At 61.6% G+C, this 22,243-nt stretch carries 19 protein-coding genes; 16 read left to right on the top strand and 3 right to left on the bottom strand.

The annotated features are described in order from the left end of the window. The first annotated feature begins 3 nt into the window (after window positions 1-3). From AC26AR_RS15750 to thiO, 9 genes are all read left to right on the top strand, one after another. Window positions 4-348 (top strand): hypothetical protein, encoded by a 345-nt coding sequence (locus AC26AR_RS15750; RefSeq protein WP_077373450.1) that lies wholly within the window; start codon window positions 4-6, stop codon window positions 346-348. Then, complete coding sequence (locus AC26AR_RS15745) at window positions 348-833, top strand: type IV pilin protein (protein ID WP_084207762.1); 486 nt, start codon at window positions 348-350, stop codon at window positions 831-833. Before AC26AR_RS15750 ends, AC26AR_RS15745 begins: the two co-directional genes overlap by 1 nt. 242 nt (window positions 834-1,075) lie before the next feature. Then, window positions 1,076-1,621 (top strand): GspH/FimT family pseudopilin, encoded by a 546-nt coding sequence (locus tag AC26AR_RS15740; protein WP_488107310.1) that lies wholly within the window; start codon window positions 1,076-1,078, stop codon window positions 1,619-1,621. After that, complete coding sequence (locus AC26AR_RS15735; RefSeq protein ID WP_166020087.1) at window positions 1,605-2,111, top strand: hypothetical protein; 507 nt, start codon at window positions 1,605-1,607, stop codon at window positions 2,109-2,111. Before AC26AR_RS15740 ends, AC26AR_RS15735 begins: the two co-directional genes overlap by 17 nt. Next, window positions 2,111-3,112: a PilW family protein gene (locus tag AC26AR_RS15730; protein WP_488107309.1), complete on the top strand. Its 1,002-nt coding sequence runs from the start codon at window positions 2,111-2,113 to the stop codon at window positions 3,110-3,112. Before AC26AR_RS15735 ends, AC26AR_RS15730 begins: the two co-directional genes overlap by 1 nt. Beyond that, entirely contained in the window at window positions 3,109-3,648 is a 540-nt protein-coding gene (locus AC26AR_RS15725) for a pilus assembly PilX family protein (protein WP_488107308.1), read from the top strand. The genes AC26AR_RS15730 and AC26AR_RS15725 overlap by 4 nt, the downstream gene beginning before the upstream one ends. Before the next feature lie 1,240 nt (window positions 3,649-4,888). Further along, on the top strand, window positions 4,889-7,063 hold the full coding sequence (locus AC26AR_RS15720; RefSeq protein ID WP_488107307.1) for a pilus assembly protein: 2,175 nt from the start codon (window positions 4,889-4,891) through the stop codon (window positions 7,061-7,063). Window positions 7,064-7,174: 111 nt separating this feature from the next. Then, entirely contained in the window at window positions 7,175-7,690 is a 516-nt protein-coding gene (locus AC26AR_RS15715) for a type IV pilin protein (protein ID WP_404627212.1), read from the top strand. A 114-nt stretch (window positions 7,691-7,804) separates the two neighbouring features. Further along, window positions 7,805-8,950: a glycine oxidase ThiO gene (thiO, locus tag AC26AR_RS15710; protein ID WP_488107306.1), complete on the top strand. Its 1,146-nt coding sequence runs from the start codon at window positions 7,805-7,807 to the stop codon at window positions 8,948-8,950. A 56-nt stretch (window positions 8,951-9,006) separates the two neighbouring features. Here thiO and AC26AR_RS15705 read toward each other — a convergent pair whose 3' ends face one another. Beyond that, the gene (locus AC26AR_RS15705; protein WP_077373474.1) at window positions 9,007-9,270 is read right to left on the bottom strand and encodes a PP0621 family protein; all 264 of its coding nucleotides are present in this window, start codon (window positions 9,268-9,270) and stop codon (window positions 9,007-9,009) included. 180 nt (window positions 9,271-9,450) lie between these two features. On the opposite strand from AC26AR_RS15705, the gene AC26AR_RS15700 reads away from it, so the two are divergent. Next, window positions 9,451-11,085: an NAD+ synthase gene (locus AC26AR_RS15700; RefSeq protein ID WP_084207770.1), complete on the top strand. Its 1,635-nt coding sequence runs from the start codon at window positions 9,451-9,453 to the stop codon at window positions 11,083-11,085. A gap of 152 nt (window positions 11,086-11,237) precedes the next feature. Here the strand turns inward: AC26AR_RS15700 and AC26AR_RS15695 are convergent, their stop codons facing one another. Continuing rightward, on the bottom strand, window positions 11,238-12,029 hold the full coding sequence (locus AC26AR_RS15695) for an outer membrane protein assembly factor BamD (RefSeq protein ID WP_103751389.1): 792 nt from the start codon (window positions 12,027-12,029) through the stop codon (window positions 11,238-11,240). A 106-nt stretch (window positions 12,030-12,135) separates the two neighbouring features. Here AC26AR_RS15695 and rluD point away from each other — a divergent pair, with 106 nt between their 5' ends. The 5 genes from rluD (at window position 12,136) to ilvN (ending at window position 19,665) form a co-directional block, all read left to right on the top strand. Then, window positions 12,136-13,089 carry a 23S rRNA pseudouridine(1911/1915/1917) synthase RluD gene (gene rluD, locus AC26AR_RS15690; RefSeq protein ID WP_077373483.1) on the top strand — a complete coding sequence of 318 codons (954 nt, stop codon included), beginning with the start codon at window positions 12,136-12,138 and terminating at the stop codon, window positions 13,087-13,089. A 39-nt stretch (window positions 13,090-13,128) separates the two neighbouring features. Further along, window positions 13,129-13,908, top strand: coding sequence for a peptidoglycan editing factor PgeF (gene pgeF, locus AC26AR_RS15685; RefSeq protein ID WP_077373486.1), 780 nt, complete (start codon window positions 13,129-13,131; stop codon window positions 13,906-13,908). Window positions 13,909-14,235: 327 nt separating this feature from the next. Further along, entirely contained in the window at window positions 14,236-16,872 is a 2,637-nt protein-coding gene (clpB, locus tag AC26AR_RS15680) for an ATP-dependent chaperone ClpB (protein ID WP_077373488.1), read from the top strand. A gap of 577 nt (window positions 16,873-17,449) precedes the next feature. Then, a complete protein-coding gene (locus AC26AR_RS15675) occupies window positions 17,450-19,174 on the top strand; it encodes an acetolactate synthase 3 large subunit (protein ID WP_136939691.1) in 1,725 nt (574 codons plus the stop codon). Further along, window positions 19,174-19,665 carry an acetolactate synthase small subunit gene (ilvN, locus tag AC26AR_RS15670; protein ID WP_043337227.1) on the top strand — a complete coding sequence of 164 codons (492 nt, stop codon included), beginning with the start codon at window positions 19,174-19,176 and terminating at the stop codon, window positions 19,663-19,665. Before AC26AR_RS15675 ends, ilvN begins: the two co-directional genes overlap by 1 nt. Window positions 19,666-19,779: 114 nt before the next feature. Here ilvN and ilvY read toward each other — a convergent pair whose 3' ends face one another. Next, window positions 19,780-20,709, bottom strand: coding sequence for an HTH-type transcriptional activator IlvY (gene ilvY / locus AC26AR_RS15665; protein WP_192839432.1), 930 nt, complete (start codon window positions 20,707-20,709; stop codon window positions 19,780-19,782). Between the two features lie 320 nt (window positions 20,710-21,029). Between ilvY and ilvC the strand changes: the two genes are divergently transcribed. After that, the gene (gene ilvC / locus AC26AR_RS15660; protein ID WP_043337232.1) at window positions 21,030-22,046 is read left to right on the top strand and encodes a ketol-acid reductoisomerase; all 1,017 of its coding nucleotides are present in this window, start codon (window positions 21,030-21,032) and stop codon (window positions 22,044-22,046) included. Window positions 22,047-22,243 lie beyond the last annotated feature (197 nt).

Raw genomic sequence — 22,243 nt, 5'->3', positions numbered from 1 at the left:
AACATGCAGATATCACGACACAAGTGGCAGCGGAGCGGCGGCGCATGGATGCTGGCAGCCTGTGCACTCCTCACGGGGTGGGGCGGGACGGCCATGGCGGCAGATACCTTGATTCAGCTGGACATGGAGCAGACCGTCACAGGCGTGATTGATCAGGTGGAGGGGGACCAGCTGCAGCTCAACGACATGGGGTTCGTGATCCTGCCCACCACGCGCGTCCTCAATCGCAATGGGCGAGAACTTCAGGCATTCCACCTCAATCCGGGGCAGGAGGTCGAGGTACGCTTCGATCCGCGCGGTGAGCCAAGACCGGTGATCGATATCACGCTGCTTCGCAGGGGGCGTTGATGATCAGACGAACTGGCGGTTCTCGATCACAAGGTGGTTTCGGCTTGATGGAGCTGATGATTGCCGTGGCCATCATCGGAATCCTGGCCGCTATCGCCTATCCCAGCTATCAGGATCAGGTGGAGCGCTCACGCCGCACGGATGCCATCACGTCCCTGCTGGCGCTTGCTCAGACCCAGGAGCGCATCATGGCCACCTGCGGAGAATATGCGACCGCCAGTGTGACTACCGCCACGGACTGTGATGATGCTCTGGGGCTCGGCGGAGACGGGATCGGGCTTGGACAGGCGGATACGGCCAGCGAGGAGGGCTTCTATACACTGGCCGTCGCGGGGGACGCCGACAGCTATACGCTGACGGCCACTGCCACGGGCAGTCAGGCCAATGATGAGGACTGTGCCACTTTCACGTTGACGGAGCTGGGTATCAAGGGAGCTGCGGTATTGGCAGATTCAGAAGGCACCGACAGTAGCAATTGCTGGTAACGCAGCACACCCTGCCATCCGTTTGCAGCAGACACGAGCCCCGATTCTTTTGGATCGGGGCTTTTCGTTGTCCAGAAACTCGCGCCACCAAAGATGAAACAATGATGAATATGAGTAATTTGTGGGATGTCAGGTAATTCTATGTAACATAATAATTCCATTATGTGGCTGGTTGACGTTACATTGCCCCATTTCACATCGCGAAGGGCACCTTCGCCTGCGTGTTTCTCAGGGATATGACGATGTCAGTTTTGCATGTGCTTCGACGCACACGTCAGCAGGAGGGGCAGCAAGGATTCACGTTGATCGAGCTGATGATCACGTTGGCGGTGCTGGTCATCACGATCACGATCGCCGTCCCCGCCTGGCAGGGAGTGGTCGCGCGCAATGCCGTGACCAGTACCGCCGAGACACTCATTGCCTCGGTCAACTACGCGCGCAGCGAGGCGGTGGCCAGTGGTGGCAGCATCACGCTCTGTCCGCTGAATGCCGCGGGTGATGCCTGCATGAATTCGACCCGCTGGAGCAATGGCTGGGCGGTCGTGCAGGGCACTCAGGCGGATGCACGAGTATCGCTGGGCGATGATCTGTTGCGCCTGTTCGATGCCGCCATCACCGTGCAGGCAGATGTCACCGGCGTGACCTTCGATGATCAGGGTGCGACCTCTGATTCCACCTGGTTGTTGATCTGCGACCAGTCGGGCGGGCAGGGTCATCGCCAGCTTGAATTGACGCCCATCGGACGAGTATTGACGGAGACTTATGGCAGCGATGACCAGAGTTGCTGAGCTTGGCGTGTCCCGCGCAAGCGACGGTCAGCAAGGTACCAGCCTGCTTGAGGCGTTGATCGCGCTGCTGTTGATGGGGCTGACATTGCTGGGTTTCGGGCTCATGCAGATGGAGAGCCTGCAGGCCAACAACGAGAGTTATGCGCGCACCGAAGCTCGTATTCTCCTGGTCAGCATGGCTGAGCGCATCCAGGCCAACCCCGATGGTGTGGATGACTATGATGGTCTTTCCACCGCGGGGGCAGGAAATCCGGGGGGGTGTCCCTGCAGTGTTGCCGAGCTTGCCGCCCGTGACGTGGCGGTGTGGGCGGACAGGCTCGAGGACAGCAGTCTGAACGCGCCGGTCGGCTCCATCGCCAGTAGCGGTAGTGATCTTCTCACTCTGACCCTTGGCTGGAGCGGCGCCGCGCAGCTCGGGCAGAACGAAGACAGCATGGACGCCGATGCCCAGGCATTGAGCGAGACCCTACAGATACGCGTGGTGCCTTGATGTCGTCGAAAGCCTTCCCCTCGCTGCGAGCCTTTGCATCGCGCTCGCCTCGGGCATCGCGCTCGATTCCCTCACGGCGTGCCCAGCAAGGCGTCGGCCTGGTCGAATTGATGCTGGCGCTGGTGCTGGGACTGTTCATTTCCGCCATGGCGCTGGAATACTTTCTGTCCTCGCGCTCTACCCTCAACACCACGTCTGCCGTGTCTTACCTGCAGGAGTCTGCGCGCCATGTCACACGCCGCCTGCAGCCATTGGTGCGCAATGCCGGCTTTTCCGGCTGTGCGTCGGTGAGCAGTGTCAGTGATGGTACCGGCAGCCATGCGCTGTCCGATTCTCCTCTGACGGCCGAGTCCGACACGGTGGCGGGGATCACCTACGACCGTCTGGCCTTGCAGGTACCGGCGCTGGGAGCGCAGCGCGGTTGGCAACTCGGGGCGAGCGTCGCCCAGGGCGATACCTCGCTGACCCTGGAAGACTACACCTCCGGCACACTGGAAACGGATAGCGTCGTGCTGATCAGCGACTGCGAGAGCGGCGACATTGCACGCCTCTCGGGCGATGGCAACAACTCGCTCGATCTGTCGAGCGCCGTCGAGCACGGCTATGGCGGCACCATACAGACCCAGGCGTATGTCTATCCACTGCAGCGTTGGTACCTGTTGCTGTCACAGGCCGATGACGATTCCCCCGTTCGGCTCTGTCTGAACGGCGAGGATCTCAATGGCGATCCGGCAGCAGGCTGTGGCGAAGAAGTGGCGCGATACGTCGAAGCGTTCAACCTGACCTTCGATACGGCCTCCGGCAGCGGTAGTGCGAGCCGCTTTGCCGTGGAGCGTAGCGTGGCGGAGGTGGAAGCCGCGAACGATTGGAGCAGTGTCAGACGGATCCACATCAGCCTGACCCTCAAGACGCCGCCGACGATCAACGTCGAGGGTGAGGGGAACGGTGAGTTGCAACGCACCTTCGATATCACTCTGAGTCCGAGGAATATCGGCCTATGAACCAGTCAAGTTCTCCCCGGCCGCCACGCCAGCAAGGCATGGCATTGCTGGTCGTGCTGATCATGCTGATCGTGGTGGGCGTGATGGCGGTGACAGGCAATGAAGATACCCAGTTGCAGACCCGCATGTTGATGAATACCCAGTTCTACGACAACGCCTATGCGGAGGCTGAGAGCCTTCAGCAACAGGCGGAGAGTCGTCTGCTCGAGGGGGAGCTGACCCTGGATGATTTCGATGGGGACGGCTTCTACGACGTGACGGCGGGGGAGGAGCTGGGCTTCGATCCTCTGCAGGCAGACGCCTGGGAGGGAGAGGGTGTCTTGAGCGGTGATGCGGCTGACAACGGCAACTATGTCATCGAGTACCTCGGGGAGACGACGGAAGGCGTTCTGAATGACGATAACCTGAGCAGCAGCAAGTTGTTGAATGCCTTCCGCATCACGGCCGCTGGCTGGAGTCTTGAGAGCGCAGGTGACCCTGATAGCAAGAAGCGTGCACTGGCAGTGGTGCAAAGCGAAATCATGATGGCCGATTGAAGGGAATCTATCGATGAAATCGAAGCACTCACCTCGCCGCAGCGACTTGCGTCGTCTTCACCTGCCAGCCTTGCTGTCAGGCGGACTGCTGATGGTCACCCTGCCCGTGCTGGCAGACAGCGACACGCTACTCCAGTTGCCCACTACCCAGAGCGTCGGCGTTACCCCCAACGTCCTGCTGGTACTGGATGATTCGGGCTCGATGTCATTCGAGGATACCTTCGAAGGTGGTGAATACGAACAGGGTTATAATCTGATTTATACTTGGTACTATAAGTCCTATTACTGCCAAGTTTCCGGGTGCTCGATTGTGTTCAGACCTCGCACCAATTTATCCAACAAGTTCTTTTGTTCATCGCAGAATACTCAGGCATATGACCCAGATCAAACCTATCTACCTTGGAAAAAAGGTGATGGTGATGAACGCTATGATAATATGGATCCTACTGCGGCATGGATAGATTTTAGTGCGGGGGATAGTAAAAACAATAAAGTCGATCTTACGGACTCTAGCCTGAATTATCGTTATTATACTGGAAGCGACTGTAGTATCAAGAGGTCTGTCTCTGACTTGACGACTGCGCAGAAGGTCAATTATGCCAACTGGTTTACTTACTACAGGAGTCGTTTGAGTGTCGGTAAGGCTGCTGGTTTGGAGCTACTTTCCGGTATTGAATATCGCACAGGCTTTATTACGATAAATCCTGGGGCTAGTACTTCGAAAAAAGTTGAAGTTGATAATATTTTTGACTCGATCATTCAGTATGTAACCAATGTCCTGGGGGTTGTGGTTGAGCTGGTGACAAATAGTGATAGCGGCAACAATCATCTTGAAGAGGTCAGGGATGCTATTGTCGAATCGGAAATAATCCCAAGTTCGATCAGTGGTTATAATACCTATCGTGGTACGCCTCTCCGTGAGGCACTGTATCGTGCTGGTGAATATTACAGTGATAATTATTCCAGTCTGGGCTCTACACCGATTCTTTCCGAAGATGAAGGTGGCATGTGTCAGCAGAACTTCACTGTTCTGATTACTGATGGTTTCTGGAATTCCGAAGACTCCTCAGACTCCAATGCAATTGAAAGAGATATTCGTGATGCCAATGGTGATGGTCGCACTTGGCAACAAAGTAATGGCCGATCTGGCGGCGATGCTACCTTGGCGGATGTCGCTTATTATTATGCCCATAATGATCTCTTGCCGAAGCTTGGAAGCGGGACCTATGAAAAGCAGGTAATGACGACCTATACGGTGGCATTCGGGGTCGAGTCGACCAGTAACGACTGGGATGACAAGGGTCGCGTCACCGAGAGCAGCTCCAGCACCATCGATGATCTGGAACAGGCGGCCATCGATGGCGGCGGCTCCTACTTCAATGCCTCCAGCCCGACGGACCTCGTCTCGGCGCTGGCGGCGATCGCCTCCGAGATCGTCGCGGTAGGCAACAGTGTCAGCGGCCTCTCCACCAACCTGACGACGGCCAGTGTCGAGACGGACAGCCGACTGGTCGAGAGCCGCTATTCCGCCTCGACCTGGACGGGAGATGTGGTGGCTTCGTCGGTTCAGGAGGGCAAGGATGTCGAGGACGACGACCAGGTCTGGAGTGCTGCCACCCAGCTGAGTGAGGCATTGGAGGATGAGGATGGCCTTGAATCGCGTACGGTCTTTACCATGTCCGGCGGCAACGGAGTCGAGTTCACGCCCGACAACGCGGGCCGCCTGAGCTCGAGCCAGCGCAACGATCTCGCGCGCATGGAGGTTGGTGGCAACTCCACCGATGACCATGTGAAGGCCGCGATCGAGTGGTTACGGGGCAGCGATGAATACGAAGGTGATGGCCTGCGCAATCGCACAGGCGTTCAGCTGGGCGACATCATCGGCTCGTCGCCTGTCGTCGTGACACGTGATGACTCGACGACGCAGGGTAGTGTCTTCGTCGGAGCCAACGACGGCATGCTGCATGCCTTCGACCTCGAGACCGGTAACGAGCAGTTCGCCTACATTCCGGAGCTGCTCTACAGCGAAGAGGACGACGCAGGGCTGGGGTATCTGACCGACCCGGGCTATCAGCATCGCTACTATGTCGATGGCGAGGTACGGCTGGCCAGCCTGGATGGAGAGGAATGGCTGGTATCCGGTCTTGCCGGCGGTGGGCGCGGCCTGTTCGCGCTCAATGTCACCAAGGCCGTGGCCGGTGACGACTTCGATGAAGATGATGTGGTGCGCTGGGAATTCGGTGCCAGCGACGACGATGACATGGGGCATGTCTACGGCAGCGCGCATATCGTCACATTGAACAACGGCGACAGCGCGGTGCTGGTCGGCAATGGTCTGGAAACGGCCGATGAGAAAGCCGCGCCGACGTTGTTCGCGCTGGAGCTTGATGGCGTCAATGCCGGCGGCGTGATCGCCAAGCTGTCTCCCAGCGGGGTGACCGGTGGACTGGCAAACCTGCAGGTCGCGGACCTCGACAGCAATGGTACCGTCGATTTCGCCTATGGTGGGGATCTGCAGGGACGGCTGTGGAAGTTCGATCTCAGTGATGATGACAGCAGCAAGTGGAGTGTCACGCGGCTGTTCACGGCCTGTGCTACCAGCCTGACCGGTGGGGAGTGCCAGACGGATGCGCTGCAGCCGATTACCGTCAAGCCGACGTTGAGCCGCTACTCCGGAGGCACGCAGACCATGTCTTCGCCCAACCTGCTGGTGTCCTTCGGAACAGGGCAGGACATGTACGCTGATGCCGAGGACGAGGCCTGGATCACCCAGAGCCTCTACACCGTGCTGGATGCTGGTGGCAGTCATACCAGCTTGATGCGCAGCAACCTCGAGGAGCGGACTTTCGTCAGTGGCAGCTACACCAACGGCGAGCTGACAGGCCGGACCCTTGGCGGCGACAGCTTCAGCTATTACCCCAGCCAGCTGGAAGATCAGGACAGCGATCGCTTCGGCTGGTATCTGGATCTGGATGCCTCCGAGCAGGAAGAGCTGGTCGAGCCGGCCAACCTGCTCTCCAACCTGGTGGTCTTCTCTACCAGCACCTCCAGCACGGGGACCAACTTCTGTGAAAGCACCGGGGGCGGCTGGCTGGTCGCGCTGGATACCGAGACAGGGTTGCCGACCTACGATGACAGTGAAGGCAGCTATGTGACCATCTTCGATTTCAATCAGGATGAGGCCTTCAGCGCCGATGATCTGGTCGGCACCATCATCGACAACACCGTCGCCGTCGGCAATGTGGTCGTCAGCGTGAAACTGAGCGGTACGCCGACGTCCAGCGTCAGTGTCGGCAATACGGTCTATGTGGGTAGCAGCTCATTGGGAACGGTAGAAGGCACCGTCTCATCCTACGACCTGAACGTGTCCAGCTCGACGGATACCGGTCGTGTTTCCTGGTATCAACTGCGCTGATCGCATTGCATCTGTGATGCATGCCCCCGACGCCGTCACGCTCTCTCAGAGTGTGGCGGCGCCTTCACTTCCCAGCAGTACCTTCAAGCCCCCCTTTCAAGGAAGATCTTCATGGCCAGCTTTCTCTCTCTAGGCGCTAGCCTGCCCCGCAGCGCCCTGTCTCGCAGTGCTCTGTCCCGCAGTGCTCTGTCTCGCAATGCGCTGTCTCACCGCAGATACGCCCGCGGTTTCACGTTGACGGAAATCATGATCGTGGTCGTCATCGTCGGCATCCTCGCGGCGATCGCCTACCCGAGCTATCAGGATCAGGTAATCCGCTCACGTCGTGCCGATGGGCAGGCGGCACTGATGTCATTGGCCCAGGCTCAGGAGCGCTACATGGCGCGTTGCGGTGGCTACGCGACCAGCATCGCCGGTGACAGCGATTGTGACGAGGAGGGGCTGGGGCGCGCCACCGAGTCGCCGGAAGGCTATTACGCCCTGAGTTTGGAGGATGGCGCCACGACGACCCGCTTCACGCTGATCGCGACTGCGGTGGCGCCTCAGAGCGCCGATACCGATTGCCCTGCGCTGACCCTCACCAATACCGGCATCCGCGACACGACCGGCGATGGCGATTGCTGGTAGCAGTGGCGAGAGCGGCCACGGCGCGATGCTGGATTGGGCGCGGCTCGCTTGCACCGCCTTGCGGGCGGCGTATTCTGGAAGCCTTTCCCGGTCTTGAGGCAGGAGCGAACAGGCGTGAATGACTTTGTGGTGGTAGGCGGTGGCGTGATCGGCATGCTGACTGCGCTGGAACTGGCGGATGGCGGTGCCGAGGTCACGCTGGTCGAGCGGGGCCAGTGTGGGCGCGAGGCATCCTGGGCGGGCGGCGGTATCGTCTCGCCGTTGTATCCGTGGCGTTATAGTGCGCCGATCTCACGCCTGTCTGCCTGGTCGGAAGGTTTCTACCCCACGTTGGCCGAGCGCCTGATCGAGACCACCGGCATCGACCCCGAATATCGCCAGCAGGGTCTGCTGTACCTGAATGTCGAGGATGCCGAGCAGGCACTGAGCTGGTCCGAGGAATACGCCAAGCCGCTGACGCGCGTGGAGGCTGACTTTCTTTACGACAAGGCACCGGCCGTCGCGCCCGGTTGCGAATCGGCGCTGTGGATGCCGACGCTGGGCAGCATCCGCAATCCGCGCCTGGGCAAGTCACTGCGCGCCGCTCTCGATGCCCACCCGCGCGTACGTCTGCTCGAGAATGTCGCGGTGCAGGGCATTCTGCTGCAGGACGACACCGCCATCGGCGTGCAGACCGCCAATTCAGTGCTGTCCGCCGGACAGGTCGTGGTCTGTGGGGGCGCCTGGAGTCGCGAGATTCTGAGTAAGGCGGGGCTGGCGCTGCCGGTGCGGCCGGTACGCGGCCAGATGGTGCTGTTCAAGGCACCCAAGGGGCTGGTGGAGCGCGTGGTACTCAAGAATGGACGCTACGTGATACCGCGGGGCGATGGGCGCATCGTGGCGGGTTCCACGCTGGAGGAGGTCGGCTTCGACAAGGCGACCACCCTTGAGGCGCGTGAGTCGCTGATCAAGAGCGCCTGCGAGATCATCCCGGCGCTGGCCGAGTGTGAGGTCGAGCATCACTGGGCGGGGCTGCGTCCCGGTTCGCCGACCGGCACGCCGTTCATTGGTGCCGTGCCCGAACGCCGCCACCTGCACGTCAATGCCGGTCACTATCGCAATGGCCTGGTACTGGCGCCGGCCTCGACCCGCCTGCTGGCGGACCAGTTGCTGGGGCGTACGCCGATCATCGACCCCACCCCCTACCAGCCCGAGACCTTGCTGGGCGAGATCGCCACGCTGGAAGCCTCGTCCCAGCCAGACGCGACGCGCTGGGCCTGAGCATCGTCATGGCGTCTTCCCCCTCGAGCCTTCGTCTCGAGGGGGAAGACAGTGCGTTACTTGCGTGGGCCCTCGTCGAGGAAATGCTGCTGGTGCTCCTGACAGCAGAAGTGCAGCGCTTCATGGCGGATGGCGTCATTTTCCGGCAGATGCAGATCGCAGTAGGCGCAGCGCACCATGTTCTGGGCCTCGCGCTCGGCAGGCTGGCCGTCATCGTGGTTGTCCTGGCTCAGCTTCCATTGGCGATACATGCGATAGAGGCGCAGGCCTGCCCAGAACAGGACGACGAATACCAGCAGACGGATGATCAACAGGCTCATTCCTATATGACTCCCAGATGAGGCGGCGCGCGTGGCTTTTTGCCAGCGGCGCGACCTTGCGGGACAATGGCGGCCATCATGAGACTGATGAGCCGGTGCACGGCTCAGCAGTCTGAGCCAGATGTCTGGCCACAGTGTACTGGCCCCTTATCGAACCGCCAATCGAGAGATCCTTACCGCATGCAAGATCTGACTCTGGTGATGGCCCAGCTCGACCCGCTGGTCGGTGATATCCCCGGCAATACCGAGCGTGCCATCGAAGCCGTCCGTGAAGCGAGTCTCGAGCACAAGGCCGACGTCGTCGTGCTGCCCGAGCTGTGTCTGACCGGCTACCCGCCGGAAGACCTGTTGCTGCGCGAATCCATGGAGGCACGACTCGACGAGGCGCGCGCGCGGATGGCCAGCAAGGTCGCGCGTGGCGTGATGGTCATCGTCGGCTACCCCGGCATGCGTGACGGCAAGCGCTACAACCTGGCCGGCGTGCTCAAGGATGGCGAGTGGATCGCCGAGTACGCAAAGCAGGCACTGCCCAACTATCAGGTCTTCGATGAGCAGCGTTACTTCACGCCGGGCTCCGAGGCCTGCGTGGTGGAATGCCGCGGCGCCCGTCTGGGTATCGTGATCTGTGAAGACCTGTGGGATGGCGCGCCCGTTCGTCAGGCACGGGATGCCGGCGCGGACATTCTCGTCAGCCTCAATGCCTCGCCCTATCATCTGGAGAAGCCGGCCGAGCGCAATCATCTGTTCGCTCAGCGGGCGGCCGAAGTGAAGTGTCCACTGGTCTACGTCAATCAGATCGGTGGCCAGGACGAGCTGGTCTTCGATGGTGGCTCCGCCGCCATCGATGCCGAGGGCAATACCTGCGTGCAGGCACCCTGGTGGGATGTCGGCCTGATGCCGGTGCAGTTCCTCAAGGAGGAAGGCGGTAGCTGGGCGCCGCAGAGCGGCGAGATCGCCGAGCTGCTGTCACCGGAAGAGTCGCTCTACTGTGCACTGGTCACCGGCCTGCGTGACTACGTCAACAAGAGCGGCTTCAAGGGCGTGGTGCTGGGTCTCTCTGGTGGCATCGACTCCGGCCTGTCGCTGGCGATTGCCGTCGATGCGCTGGGCGCGGACCGCGTGCATGCGGTGATGATGCCGTACCACTACACCGCGGACATCTCCAGGGAAGACGCTGCCGAGCAGGCGACACTGCTGGGCGTGAATTACGAGGTGATGCCCATCGCGCCGATGGTCGAAGCCTTCACCGAGACACTGGCGGAGAGCTTTGCCGGCAGTGAGCGCGACACCACCGAGGAGAACCTGCAGTCACGCTGTCGTGGCGTGCTGCTGATGGCCATCTCCAACAAGAAGGGCCTGATGGTGCTGACCACTGGCAACAAGAGCGAGATGGCGGTGGGTTACGCCACGCTCTATGGCGACATGGTCGGTGGCTACAATGCGCTCAAGGACGTCTACAAGACCTGGGTATTCCGTCTCGCCAACTGGCGCAACACCATGGGCCCGGCGATTCCGGAGCGTGTCATCACGCGTCCGCCGTCCGCGGAGCTCGCCGAAGACCAGCTCGACAGCGACTCGCTGCCGGACTACGACACCCTGGATGCGATTCTCACCCATTACATCGAGGGTGACATGAGTGCCGAGGCGATCATCCGTGCCGGTTTCGAGGAAGAGGATGTCTATCGTGTGGTGCGTCTCGTCGACCGCTGTGAGTACAAGCGCCGTCAGGCACCGGTGGGCGTGCGTGTCACGCCGCGTGGCTTCGGGCGTGACCGTCGCTACCCGATCGTCAATGGCTGGGCGGCCGGCGACTGAGGCAACTCATGTCCGGTGTCAGGGATTGCGGATTCTTTGCGCAAGCCGCTGAAAGCGCCTGAGTCCGACGATTCTGGCCATGCTGACAGCACGAAAAAAGCCCGTGATCGGTGATCACGGGCTTTTCGATGGTGAGGCGGGAAGCCTGATCGTCAGACGGTCAGGTCATCCGCCTTCACGTAGCGCGGCTCGAAGGTACGGCCATCCAGACGCTTGTTGTCCGGATCATTCTGGATCAGCACCTTGAGCGTCTCGCTGGCGCGGTCGCGCAGACCGAGGCCCAGATAGCCTTCGACCATCACGGCCAGCGCATCGCGAGTGGCAGGAGTGTTAGGGTAGTGCTCGATCACCCACTCGCCACGCTTCACGGCGGCCAGATAGGCCTGCTTGCGCAGATAGAAATCCGCTGTCTGCAGCTCGCCACGCGCGAGTACGTTGCGCAGATAGATGATGCGCTGACGCGAATCTGCGGCGTAGGTGCTGTTGGGGAAGCGGCGCACCAGTTCGCCGAAGTCGACGTAGGCGTCCCGCGTCGCACCGAGATCCCGCTTGGAGATGTCGATCAGGTCCAGCGATTCCAGGCTGAAGCGCCCTGCACTATAGGCTGCCAGTCCACGCATGTAGTAGGCATAATCGACCTGCGGGTGGTCCGGGTGCAGCCGAATGAAGCGGCTGGCCGCCGCGCGTGCGGCTTCCCAGTTGTCCACCTGGTAGTAGGCGTAGATCAGCTCCAGCTGCGACTGTTCGGCATAGCTGCCGAACGGGAAGCGAGTATCCAGTGCTTCAAGTTGCTGCACGGCGGAGTTGAAGCGGCTGGTATCCAGGGAAACCTGAGCCTGACGGTACAGCTCCTGCTCCTGAAGATCCGGTGCCGGCTCGTTGGACGCACAGCCGACCAGCAAGGTGCTGGCCAGGGCGAAGGCAGTCAAGGGAAGGGCGCGCATCGGTTTCCTCATCTCGGGCAATCCATGGCGGGCATGCTAGAATCCGCCGATCCGCACTCACTATAAAGCAAAGGCCCTTTCCTGCGAAACGGCCTCAGAGAGCAATATGGCAGACACCATCAACCGCGAAGAGCGGATCCCGGAGGCGATGATTGGCATGCGCCTTGATCAGGCCTGCGCCGAGATCTTCTCCGACTATTCCCGCGAGCGCCTCAAGCACTGGATCAAGACCGGTGCCTTGACCCTCGACGGTGCCGCTGTCAAACCCCGCGAGAAGGTCTATGGCGGTGAACGTCTGGCCCTGACCGCCGAGCTTGAAGAAGAAGTCAGTCATGGCCCCGAGGACATCGAGCTCGAGATCGTCTTCGAGGATGACGACGTGCTGGTCATCAACAAGGAGCACGGCATGGTCGTGCACCCGGGGGCCGGCAATCCGGATGGCACGCTGCTCAATGCCATCCTGCACCATTGTCCGGGCAATGCCATGCTGCCGCGTGCCGGTATCGTGCATCGTCTCGACAAGGACACCAGTGGCCTGATGGTGGTCGCCAAGTCGCTGACCGCCCAGGCGGACCTGGTCGAGCAGCTGCAGGCGCGTACCGTGTCTCGCGAGTACGATGCCGTCGTGACCGGTGTGCTGACGGCGGGCGGTACCGTGGATGCGCCCATCGGGCGTCACCCCAAGGATCGCAAGCGTCAGGCCGTGACCCATAGCGGCAAGATGGCGATCACGCATTTTCGCGTGGTGGAGCGCTTCCGGGGTCATACCCATATCCGCTGCAAGCTGGAAACCGGGCGTACCCACCAGATCCGTGTGCACATGGCGCACCAGCGCTATCCGCTGATCGGGGACCCGGTCTACGGAGGCCGTCTGAAGCTTCCGCCGGGGGCCAGTGACCCGCTCAAGGAGCTGCTGCGTCAGTTCCCGCGTCAGGCGCTGCATGCCCGTCGCCTCGCCTTCATCCACCCGATCACGGGCAAGGAAGTCGAATTCCGCGCCGAGATGCCGGGTGACATGCTGGTCTTGATCGACTATCTCAAGGAAGACATCGCCCGCTGAGGGGCTCGGTTCGCGTATCCCATCGCGCCAGGAGAGGTTATGCACGACGACAGTCTACGCCCGACCCTGATTCTGCCGGACTGGCCAGCACCCAGTCCGGTGCAGGCCTTCGTGACCACGCGTGAGAGTGGCCCGAGTCAGGGGCCATACGCTGGCTTCAATCCGGCGCGGCATGTCGGGGATGATCCGGCGATGGTCGCGCGGGTGCGTGATCTGCTCGCGGCGGAGGTCGATGATGGTCGTCCACTGGCGTGGCTGGATCAGGTGCATGGGACTCAGGTGGTGGATGCCTTTGACGTCTGTCACGCCGATGAGCGCCATGAGGCGGTGCCACCACGTGCTGACGCCTGCATCAGTACCGGTACGGGGCAGGCCTGCGTGGTGATGACGGCGGACTGCCTGCCGGTGCTGTTCTGTGATCGTCAGGGGACGCGGGTCGGGGTGGCGCATGCGGGCTGGCGTGGCCTGGTGGAAGGTGTGCTGGAAGCCACTGTCGCTCGTCTTGGAGATGACCCGGGCGAGCTGATGGCCTGGCTGGGCCCGGCGATCTCCAATGCCCAGTTCGAGGTCGGCCCCGAGGTGCGTGACGCCTTTATCGCGGATCTCCCCGAGGCCGACGACGCCTTCGAATCCAGCCCCTATCGGCTGGGCCACTACATGGGCGACCTCTACAAGCTGGCTCGCCTGCGGCTGGAGCGTGCGGGGGTCGGTCATGTCAGTGGCGGTCACTTCTGCACTGCCTCGGAATCGCGCTTCTACTCCCATCGCCGTGATGATGGCGTGACGGGGCGAATGGCCACGGTGATCTGGTTACGCTGATAGCGTGAAATGGAGACCTGGCCGCCGCGATGCACCGACGCTCGGCAAGCCGAAAGACGAAAGCGCCCCGTTGACCTGATCGCTCAGGTTGGCGGGGCGCTTTTCCGTGTCGAGCGGAAGCCCCTGGCGACATCTTCAGGCGCTGAAGGCCAACCTGCTGCAGGGGAACCTGATCTGGATCATGCTTCGCGGACAACATGCTGCGTTGCCGCAAATCACGCCTTGAAAGCGACCCCCCAGCCCCCCATCTCTAGGGTTAGATACGAAATGTTACAGGCGAAGCTCCTGAGAAGAGGAGTACCGCCATGACTCTCAGGAGAAGGCACCATGCGCATCGACAAACTCACCAGCAAGCTGCAGAACGCGCTTGCGGATGCCCAGTCGCTCGCCGTCGGGCGAGGCCACAATGAAATCCATCCCCAGCACCTGCTGCTGGCCCTGCTGGAGGACCGCGATGGCGGTCTCAAGGCGTTGGTCAACAAGGCGGGCGGTGATGCCACCAGCTTGATGAGCGGGCTCAAGCGTCAACTGGATGACCTGCCCACCGTGTCCCAGTTCGACGGCAATGTCGCGCCTTCCCAGGCGCTCGGCAAGCTTCTGAATCTGGCCGACCGCGAAGCCCAGAAACGCGGCGATCAATACATCGCTTCCGAGCTCGCGCTGCTGGCCGCGCTGGAGCTGGGCGGTGATCTCGGCAAGTTGTTCACCTCCTCGGGCATCAAGAAGCCCGCCCTGACCTCCGCCATCGATGCACTGCGCGGTGGCGAGGCGGTGGGAGATGCCGACGCCGAGAACAATCGCGAGGCACTCAACAAGTACACGATGGACCTCACCCAGCGTGCGCGCGACGGCAAGCTCGACCCGGTGATCGGGCGTGACGAGGAGATTCGTCGCACGATTCAGGTCCTTCAGCGTCGCACCAAGAACAACCCGGTGTTGATCGGTGAGCCCGGTGTCGGCAAGACCGCCATCGTCGAGGGGCTGGCCAGCCGTATCGTCAATGGCGAGGTGCCGGAAGGCCTCAAGAACAAGCGTGTGCTGTCTCTCGACATGGGCTCGCTGCTGGCGGGGGCCAAGTTCCGCGGTGAGTTCGAGGAGCGCCTCAAGTCCGTCCTCAAGGAGCTGTCGCAGGAAGAAGGCCAGGTCATCCTGTTCATCGATGAGCTGCACACCATGGTCGGCGCGGGCAAGGCCGAGGGCGCGATGGATGCCGGCAACATGCTCAAGCCGGCGCTGGCGCGTGGCGAGCTGCACTGTGTCGGTGCCACCACGCTTGACGAGTATCGCCAGTACATCGAGAAGGATGCCGCGCTGGAGCGTCGTTTCCAGAAGGTGCAGGTGGATCAGCCCAGCGAGGAGGACACCATCGCCATCCTGCGTGGCTTGAAGGAACGCTACGAGGTGCACCATGGGGTGGATATCACTGACAGTGCGATCATTGCGGCCGCGCGCCTCTCATCGCGCTACATCACGGACCGTCAGCTGCCGGACAAGGCGATCGACCTGATCGATGAAGCCGCGTCACGCATCCGCATGGAGCTGGACTCCAAGCCGGAAGAGATGGACCGTCTCGACCGCCGTCTGATCCAGCTCAAGATGGAGCGTGAAGCGCTCAAGAAGGAGACCGACGAAGCGGCACTCAAGCGTCTCGGCGCGCTTGAGGACCAGATCGCGGAGCTGGAACGCGAATATGCCGATCTCGATGAGGTCTGGAAGGCCGAGAAGGCCAGTATCCAGGGGGCAGCGCAGTTCAAGGCCGAACTGGAACAGGCGCGCATCGATCTGGAACAGGCGCGGCGTGCCGGCGACCTCAGCCGCATGTCGGAACTGCAGTACGGCGTGATTCCGGGGCTCGAGAAGCAGATCAGCGAAGCCGGCGAAGGCGAGGCGGATACCTCCGCCCACGTGCTGCTGCGCTCCAATGTCACCGAGGAGGAGATTGCCGAGGTCGTCTCGCGCTGGACCGGCATTCCGGTCTCCAAGATGCTCGAAGGCGAGCGCGACAAGCTGCTGCGCATGGAAGAGGCGCTGCACGAGAAGGTGATCGGTCAGGACGAGGCGGTGATCGCGGTGGCCAATGCGGTGCGTCGCTCACGCGCCGGGCTGTCGGACCCGAATCGCCCCAATGGCTCCTTCCTGTTCCTCGGCCCGACCGGGGTCGGCAAGACGGAGCTTTGCAAGTCGCTGGCCAGCTTCCTGTTCGATACCGAAGAGGCGATGGTGCGCATCGACATGTCCGAGTTCATGGAGAAGCACTCCGTGGCCCGCCTGATCGGCGCACCTCCCGGTTACGTCGGTTATGAAGAGGGTGGCTATCTGACCGAGGCCGTGCGTCGCAAGCCGTACTCCGTGCTGCTGCTCGACGAGGTCGAGAAGGCGCATCCGGATGTCTTCAACATCCTGCTGCAGGTATTGGAAGATGGCCGCCTGACCGATGGGCAGGGGCGTACCGTCGACTTCCGCAATACCGTGATCGTGATGACCTCGAATCTGGGGTCCGAGATGATCCAGCGCATGAGCGGTCTCAATGGCGAGCTGGCGGACGAGGAAGACACGCAAGAGAGTGTCGATCGCAAGGCGGCCTTCCAGTACGACGACATGAAGACGGCGGTGATGGAAGTCGTGGGCAATCACTTCCGGCCGGAGCTGATCAACCGCATCGATGAAGTGGTGGTCTTCCACGCGTTGGGGCAGGCGCAGATCGCCTCCATCGCCGGCATTCAGCTCGAGCGGCTCAAGGCGCGGCTGGCCGAACGTGATCTCGGCTTCGAGATCACCGATGCCGCGATGGCGCTGCTGGCCAAGGCAGGCTTCGATCCGGTCTACGGTGCGCGTCCGCTCAAGCGCGCCATCCAGAGCCGTATCGAGAACCCGCTGGCCCAGGCGCTGCTGGGCGGTGAATTCGTGCCCGGTGACGTGATCCAGGTCGGCGAAGAGGGCGGAGAGCTGACCTTCACGCGCTGAATCGCGCGCCCGTGAGTGACGCCCCACCGTGACGGAAGTCTGTCTTCCGCTTGCGGTGGGGCGTTTTCGTGTCTGTCGTCTGGGCGCAAAATGACAACCCGGTGGCAGGGATGCTGAAAATCACGAGGCAGAAAATTGCGAATTAAATGCCATCTGTGAGGTTTTACGCACGCATATGGCCGTATTTCCCGTTATCGGTGTGGCATTTGGCGTAGGCGGCGCACACTGGCGTAAGGTTGAGTTGACAGCCCCTTGCGGCTGTTGGACTCTTGACCATTCCTGATTGCGGGCGTGGCCATTCGGGCGACCCTCGAAGCGCCACGTGAAGGACAGACGCTGAGTCGCTGTCCGCCTGTCGAAGGATATGCCGATCAGGGTACGCCAACCGTACCGATCGGCCATCAGCCCCGACCGCATCCAACCGATGCGACAAGAGTGCAGGCCCTAACCGGGCCGCAGACGCCAGGGTTTGGCATCAGGTGCCGCAACTGTTGCGGTAGCGACATTCAGGTCGCACTCGATCCGGCTTGCGTATTGCTGCCGGACGCACTCGAGACCTCCAGGGGAGAACAACCAAGTGGAATTGCTTTCCGGCGCTGACATGATCGCCCGCGCGCTGCATGACGAGGGCGTGGAGTATATATACGGCTATCCCGGTGGAGCGGCGCTGCACATCTATGACGCCCTGTTCCGTCAGGACAAGGTCCAGCACATTCTGGTCCGCCACGAACAGGCTGCTACCCACGCAGCCGATGGCTACGCACGCGCTTCCGGCAAGCCCGGAGTCGTGCTGGTCACCTCAGGCCCCGGCGCGACCAATGCCGTGACCGGTATCGCCACGGCCTACATGGACTCGATTCCCATGGTCGTGCTGTGTGGCCAGGTCGCCAGTCACCTGATCGGTGAAGACGCCTTCCAGGAAACCGACATCGTCGGTGTGACTCGCCCGATCGTGAAGCACAGCTTCTCGATCAAGCACCCGAGCGAGATTCCGGAAGTCATCAAGAAGGCCTTCTATCTGGCCTCCAGCGGACGCCCGGGGCCGGTCGTCATCGATATCCCGAAGGACATGACCGCCCCGACCGAGCGTTACGAGTACAGCTACCCCAAGAAGGTACGCATGCGCTCCTACAGCCCGGTCACCCGTGGCCACAGCGGCCAGATCAAGAAGGCCGTCGAGCTGATGCTCAAGGCCCGCCGCCCGCTGTTCTTCACCGGCGGTGGCGTGGTCTCCGGTCGTGCCAGCGAAGCGCTGACCGACCTGGTGCGCCGTCTGAACTTCCCGATCACCACCTCGTTGATGGGCATCGGTGCCTATCCGCAGGGCGATCGCCAGTGTCTGGGCTGGCCCGGCATGCACGGCTCCTATGAGTCGAACAATGCCATGCACCACACCGATCTGATCATCTGCATCGGTGCGCGCTTCGATGATCGCGTGACCAACAACACCTCGAAGTTCTGCCCGACGGCCAAGATCATCCACGTCGACATCGACCCGAGTTCAGTCTCCAAGACCGTGCGCGCCGATGTACCGATCGTCGGTCCGGCCGATGCCGTGATCAACGAGATGATCAGCCTCGTGCAGGGGCGTGAGCTGGCCAACCCTGATGCACTGGAGGCCTGGTGGTCCCAGATCGATGGCTGGCGTGCCGAGCGTGAAGGCAAGCTGTATGAGCCGTCCGCCCCGGGCGAGCCGCTCAAGCCGCAGCAGGTGGTGGAAGCCGTGCACCGTGCGACGCGTGGCGAAGCCTTCGTCGCCACCGATGTCGGTCAGCACCAGATGTTCGCCGCCCAGTACTACAAGTTCCAGCGCCCCAACCGCTGGATCACCTCCGGTGGTCTGGGCACCATGGGCTTCGGCTTCCCGGCGGCCATGGGCATCAAGATGTCCTACCCGGATGACGATGTGGTGCTGTTCACCGGGGAAGGCAGCTTCCAGATGATGATGCAGGAGTTCTCGACCTGTAAGCAGTACGGGATCGGGGTCAAGATCATCAACCTCAACAACCAGTCGCTGGGCATGGTGCGTCAGTGGCAGGACCTGAACTACAAGTCCCGTCACTCGCATTCCTATATGGAGTCGCTGCCTGACTTCGTGCAGCTGGCGGGCGCCTATGGCTTCCGTGCCATCAAGGTGCACACGGTGGAGGAGCTCGAACCTGCGCTGGAAGAAGCCTTCCGCAACAAGGACGAGCTGGTGTTCCTCGACATCTATGTCGACCCGCGTGAACACGTCTATCCGATGCAGGTGCCTCTCGGCTCCATGCGTGACATGCTGCTTACGAAGACGGAGCGGACCTGATGCGCCATATCATCTCCATTCTGATGGAAAACGAACCGGGCGCGCTGTCACGGGTCGTCGGCCTGTTTTCACAGCGCAATTTCAACATCGAGACCCTCAACGTGGCCCCGACCGAGGACGCGACCCTGTCACGTCTGACCGTCACCACGGTCGGCGAAGATCGCGTCATCGAGCAGATCACCAAGCACCTCAACAAGCTGGTGGATGTGGTCAAGCTGGTGGATCTCACCGAGGGCAGCCACATCGAGCGCGAGCTGATGCTGGTCAAGGTCAAGGCGTTGGGCGCCCAGCGTGACGAGATCAAGCGCACGGCGGACATCTTCCGTGCCCAGATCGTCGACATCACGCCGAGCCTCTACACCATCCAGATCACCGGTGACGGTGGCAAGCTGGATGCCTTCCTGGCGGCGATGCAGCCGGTAGGGGTGCTGGAAGTGGCTCGTACCGGTGTCTCCGGCATCGCCCGCGGTGAGAAGGTGTTGAGCCTGTAAGACGGTGATTGTGGAAACGCGATACAAGAACGGCGCCCCTCGGGGCGCCGTTTTCGTTGTGGCGTGGGGCGGGCCATGTAGCGCAATGTTCCGTGGCGCAGGGTCACTGCGTCATCACTCCTCTGGCCGTCGCGGGGTACCGGGCAGCTGTTCCCAGAGTGCGCGTACCAGTGGATGTCGAAGACGTTTCTCCTGTACGCACAGCCCGACCTTGTAGGGGGTCAGCGGCGGATCGACATCGAGGATGCGCACCTGATCGGCCAGCGGGGAGTTGTCGAGCACGATCTGCGGCACCACGCCGATCCCGAAGCCCAATCCGACCATGCTGACGATGGCCTCGTTGCCGGCGACCTGGGCATACAGGCGCGGCTTGATGCCACGAGTGTGGCACCAGGCATCGAAGCGCTCGCGCGCCAGGCCGGTCTCGGAGAGGATCATCGGGACGCGCGCCCAGTCGATGTGGTCGTCGCCCGCCGCCGAATCGTCTGCCCCGCCGATGCCTTCCAGCTGATGGCCGGGGCCATCACGACGCGGGGCAATGAAGCGCAGCGGCGACTCGGCGAAGTCGGTGAAGGCCAGGCGCGAGGGCAGCACGTCCGGGCGTGCGGCGATCGCCAGATCCTCGTGGCCCATCAGCACGCGCTCCAATGCCACGGCGGGGTCACCGGTATGCAGTTTGAGCTCCACATGCGGATGGCGGGCCCGGAAGGAGGCGAGAATCTCATACAGGAAGCTGTAGCTGGCGGTCACCGAGCAGTACAGGGATAGCTCGCCACGCAGTTCGTCGCTGTCTTCCAGCAATGACTGACGAATGTCATCCCACTGACTCAGGAGTTCGCGAGCATGACGACGGAAGCGCTCTCCCGCCGGTGTCAGTGCGACGCTGCGGTTGTCGCGCTCGAACAGGCTGACGCCCAGTTCCTCTTCCATGGCGCGAATGGCACGTGACAGGGCAGAGGCGCTCAGGTGCAGGGCAGTGCTGGCGCGTCCGAAATGCAGCGTTTCGGCGAGGGTCAGGAATTGCTTGAGTTGACGATTGTCCATGCCGGAGTCCGCTGTCGATGAGTGCTGAAGGGGGAAATGCCTTGTGTTGCGTTATATGGCATATGATGGTGCAAATATAGCATTTTACGCAATGCCGAGGTGCAGGTAAGGTGGACTCATCGCCGCGCAGGAGGAGGACGGCAGACCTTGATCCAAGGCGCACGACCTCCCAGGGACGCAGAGCGGTCAGGATAGATGGCCGTCGGCGCTGGACACTGACATACGCCCTTCCCTCGCGGGAAGGGTCGCAAGAACAACAGACACTCTTTCAAGATCTCACGCCATCCCGCTGACGGGGTGAGCCGCCAGGAGCAATGACGATGAAACTCTATTACGACAAGGATTGTGACCTCTCCCTCATCCAGGGCAAGAAAGTGGTCATCCTCGGTTACGGTTCCCAGGGCCACGCCCACGCGAACAACCTGAAGGAATCTGGCGTCGACGTCACCGTAGCCCTGCGTCGCTCTTCCTCCAGCTGGGCCAAGGCCGAAGCGGCTGGCCTGAAGGTTGCTGAAGTCGAGGAAGCGGTCAAGGCGGCCGACCTGGTCATGATCCTGGCGCCGGACGAGAACCAGAAGGCCATCTACGAGAACCAGGTGGAACCGAACCTGAAGCAGGGCGCGACACTGGCCTTCGCTCACGGCTTCAACGTCCACTACAACCAGGTCGTGCCGCGTGCTGACCTCGACGTCATCATGATCGCGCCGAAGGCACCGGGTCACACCGTGCGTTCCGAGTTCGTGAAGGGCGGCGGTATCCCGGACCTGATCGCCATCCACCAGGATGCGACTGGCCAGGCCAAGGACATCGCACTGTCCTACGCGGCAGGCGTCGGCGGCGGTCGTACCGGCATCATCGAGACCACCTTCAAGGACGAGACCGAAACCGATCTGTTCGGTGAGCAGGCTGTCCTGTGTGGTGGCGCGGTCGAGCTGGTCAAGATGGGCTTCGAGACCCTGACCGAAGCCGGCTACGCACCGGAAATGGCCTACTTCGAGTGTCTGCACGAGCTCAAGCTGATCGTCGACCTGATGTACGAAGGTGGCATCGCCAACATGAACTACTCCATCTCCAACAATGCGGAGTATGGCGAGTACGTGACCGGCACCGAAGTCATCAACGAGCAGTCCCGTGTCGCCATGCGCAATGCACTCAAGCGCATCCAGAGCGGTGAATACGCCAAGATGTTCATCCAGGAAGGCAACACCAACTACCCGTCCATGACGGCCCGTCGTCGTCAGAACGCCGAGCACCCGATCGAACAGACTGGTGAGAAGCTGCGCGGCATGATGCCGTGGATCACTGCCAACCAGCTGGTCGACAAGTCACGCAACTGATCCTGCCTATTGGATCCGGCGTGAAATGAGCGGGGCGCTCTCCATCAGGAGGGCGCCCCGCTTGCGTTGTTGCTCTATAAGCGCTATCGAATGGGGGAGGGAAGTGACAGTCGACGGTGAGGCCGCTAGGGTGTCACTACTATTCGCGCTCACTGGCAGGTGTAGAATGTGGTTACCCTGCCACGACGAGGCATGAT

This window comes from Cobetia sp. PS-4MA, assembly GCF_057670765.1.
The sequence above is the reverse complement of the archived record's forward strand: the minus strand, read 5'-3'. Positions and strand labels throughout refer to the sequence as shown.

What these genes read in the sequence shown, in the direction of transcription:
- AC26AR_RS15750 (WP_077373450.1), top strand. Translation starts at nt 4, where the DNA reads ATGCAGATATCACGACACAAGTGGCAGCGGAGCGGCGGCGCATGGATG.
- AC26AR_RS15745 (WP_084207762.1), top strand. Translation starts at nt 348, where the DNA reads ATGATCAGACGAACTGGCGGTTCTCGATCACAAGGTGGTTTCGGCTTG.
- AC26AR_RS15740 (WP_488107310.1), top strand. Translation starts at nt 1,076, where the DNA reads ATGTCAGTTTTGCATGTGCTTCGACGCACACGTCAGCAGGAGGGGCAG.
- AC26AR_RS15735 (WP_166020087.1), top strand. Translation starts at nt 1,605, where the DNA reads ATGACCAGAGTTGCTGAGCTTGGCGTGTCCCGCGCAAGCGACGGTCAG.
- AC26AR_RS15730 (WP_488107309.1), top strand. Translation starts at nt 2,111, where the DNA reads ATGTCGTCGAAAGCCTTCCCCTCGCTGCGAGCCTTTGCATCGCGCTCG.
- AC26AR_RS15725 (WP_488107308.1), top strand. Translation starts at nt 3,109, where the DNA reads ATGAACCAGTCAAGTTCTCCCCGGCCGCCACGCCAGCAAGGCATGGCA.
- AC26AR_RS15720 (WP_488107307.1), top strand. Translation starts at nt 4,889, where the DNA reads ATGACGACCTATACGGTGGCATTCGGGGTCGAGTCGACCAGTAACGAC.
- AC26AR_RS15715 (WP_404627212.1), top strand. Translation starts at nt 7,175, where the DNA reads ATGGCCAGCTTTCTCTCTCTAGGCGCTAGCCTGCCCCGCAGCGCCCTG.
- AC26AR_RS15705 (WP_077373474.1), bottom strand. Translation starts at nt 9,270, where the DNA reads ATGAGCCTGTTGATCATCCGTCTGCTGGTATTCGTCGTCCTGTTCTGG.
- AC26AR_RS15700 (WP_084207770.1), top strand. Translation starts at nt 9,451, where the DNA reads ATGCAAGATCTGACTCTGGTGATGGCCCAGCTCGACCCGCTGGTCGGT.
- AC26AR_RS15695 (WP_103751389.1), bottom strand. Translation starts at nt 12,029, where the DNA reads ATGCGCGCCCTTCCCTTGACTGCCTTCGCCCTGGCCAGCACCTTGCTG.
- rluD (WP_077373483.1), top strand. Translation starts at nt 12,136, where the DNA reads ATGGCAGACACCATCAACCGCGAAGAGCGGATCCCGGAGGCGATGATT.
- pgeF (WP_077373486.1), top strand. Translation starts at nt 13,129, where the DNA reads ATGCACGACGACAGTCTACGCCCGACCCTGATTCTGCCGGACTGGCCA.
- clpB (WP_077373488.1), top strand. Translation starts at nt 14,236, where the DNA reads ATGCGCATCGACAAACTCACCAGCAAGCTGCAGAACGCGCTTGCGGAT.
- ilvN (WP_043337227.1), top strand. Translation starts at nt 19,174, where the DNA reads ATGCGCCATATCATCTCCATTCTGATGGAAAACGAACCGGGCGCGCTG.
- ilvY (WP_192839432.1), bottom strand. Translation starts at nt 20,709, where the DNA reads ATGGACAATCGTCAACTCAAGCAATTCCTGACCCTCGCCGAAACGCTG.
- ilvC (WP_043337232.1), top strand. Translation starts at nt 21,030, where the DNA reads ATGAAACTCTATTACGACAAGGATTGTGACCTCTCCCTCATCCAGGGC.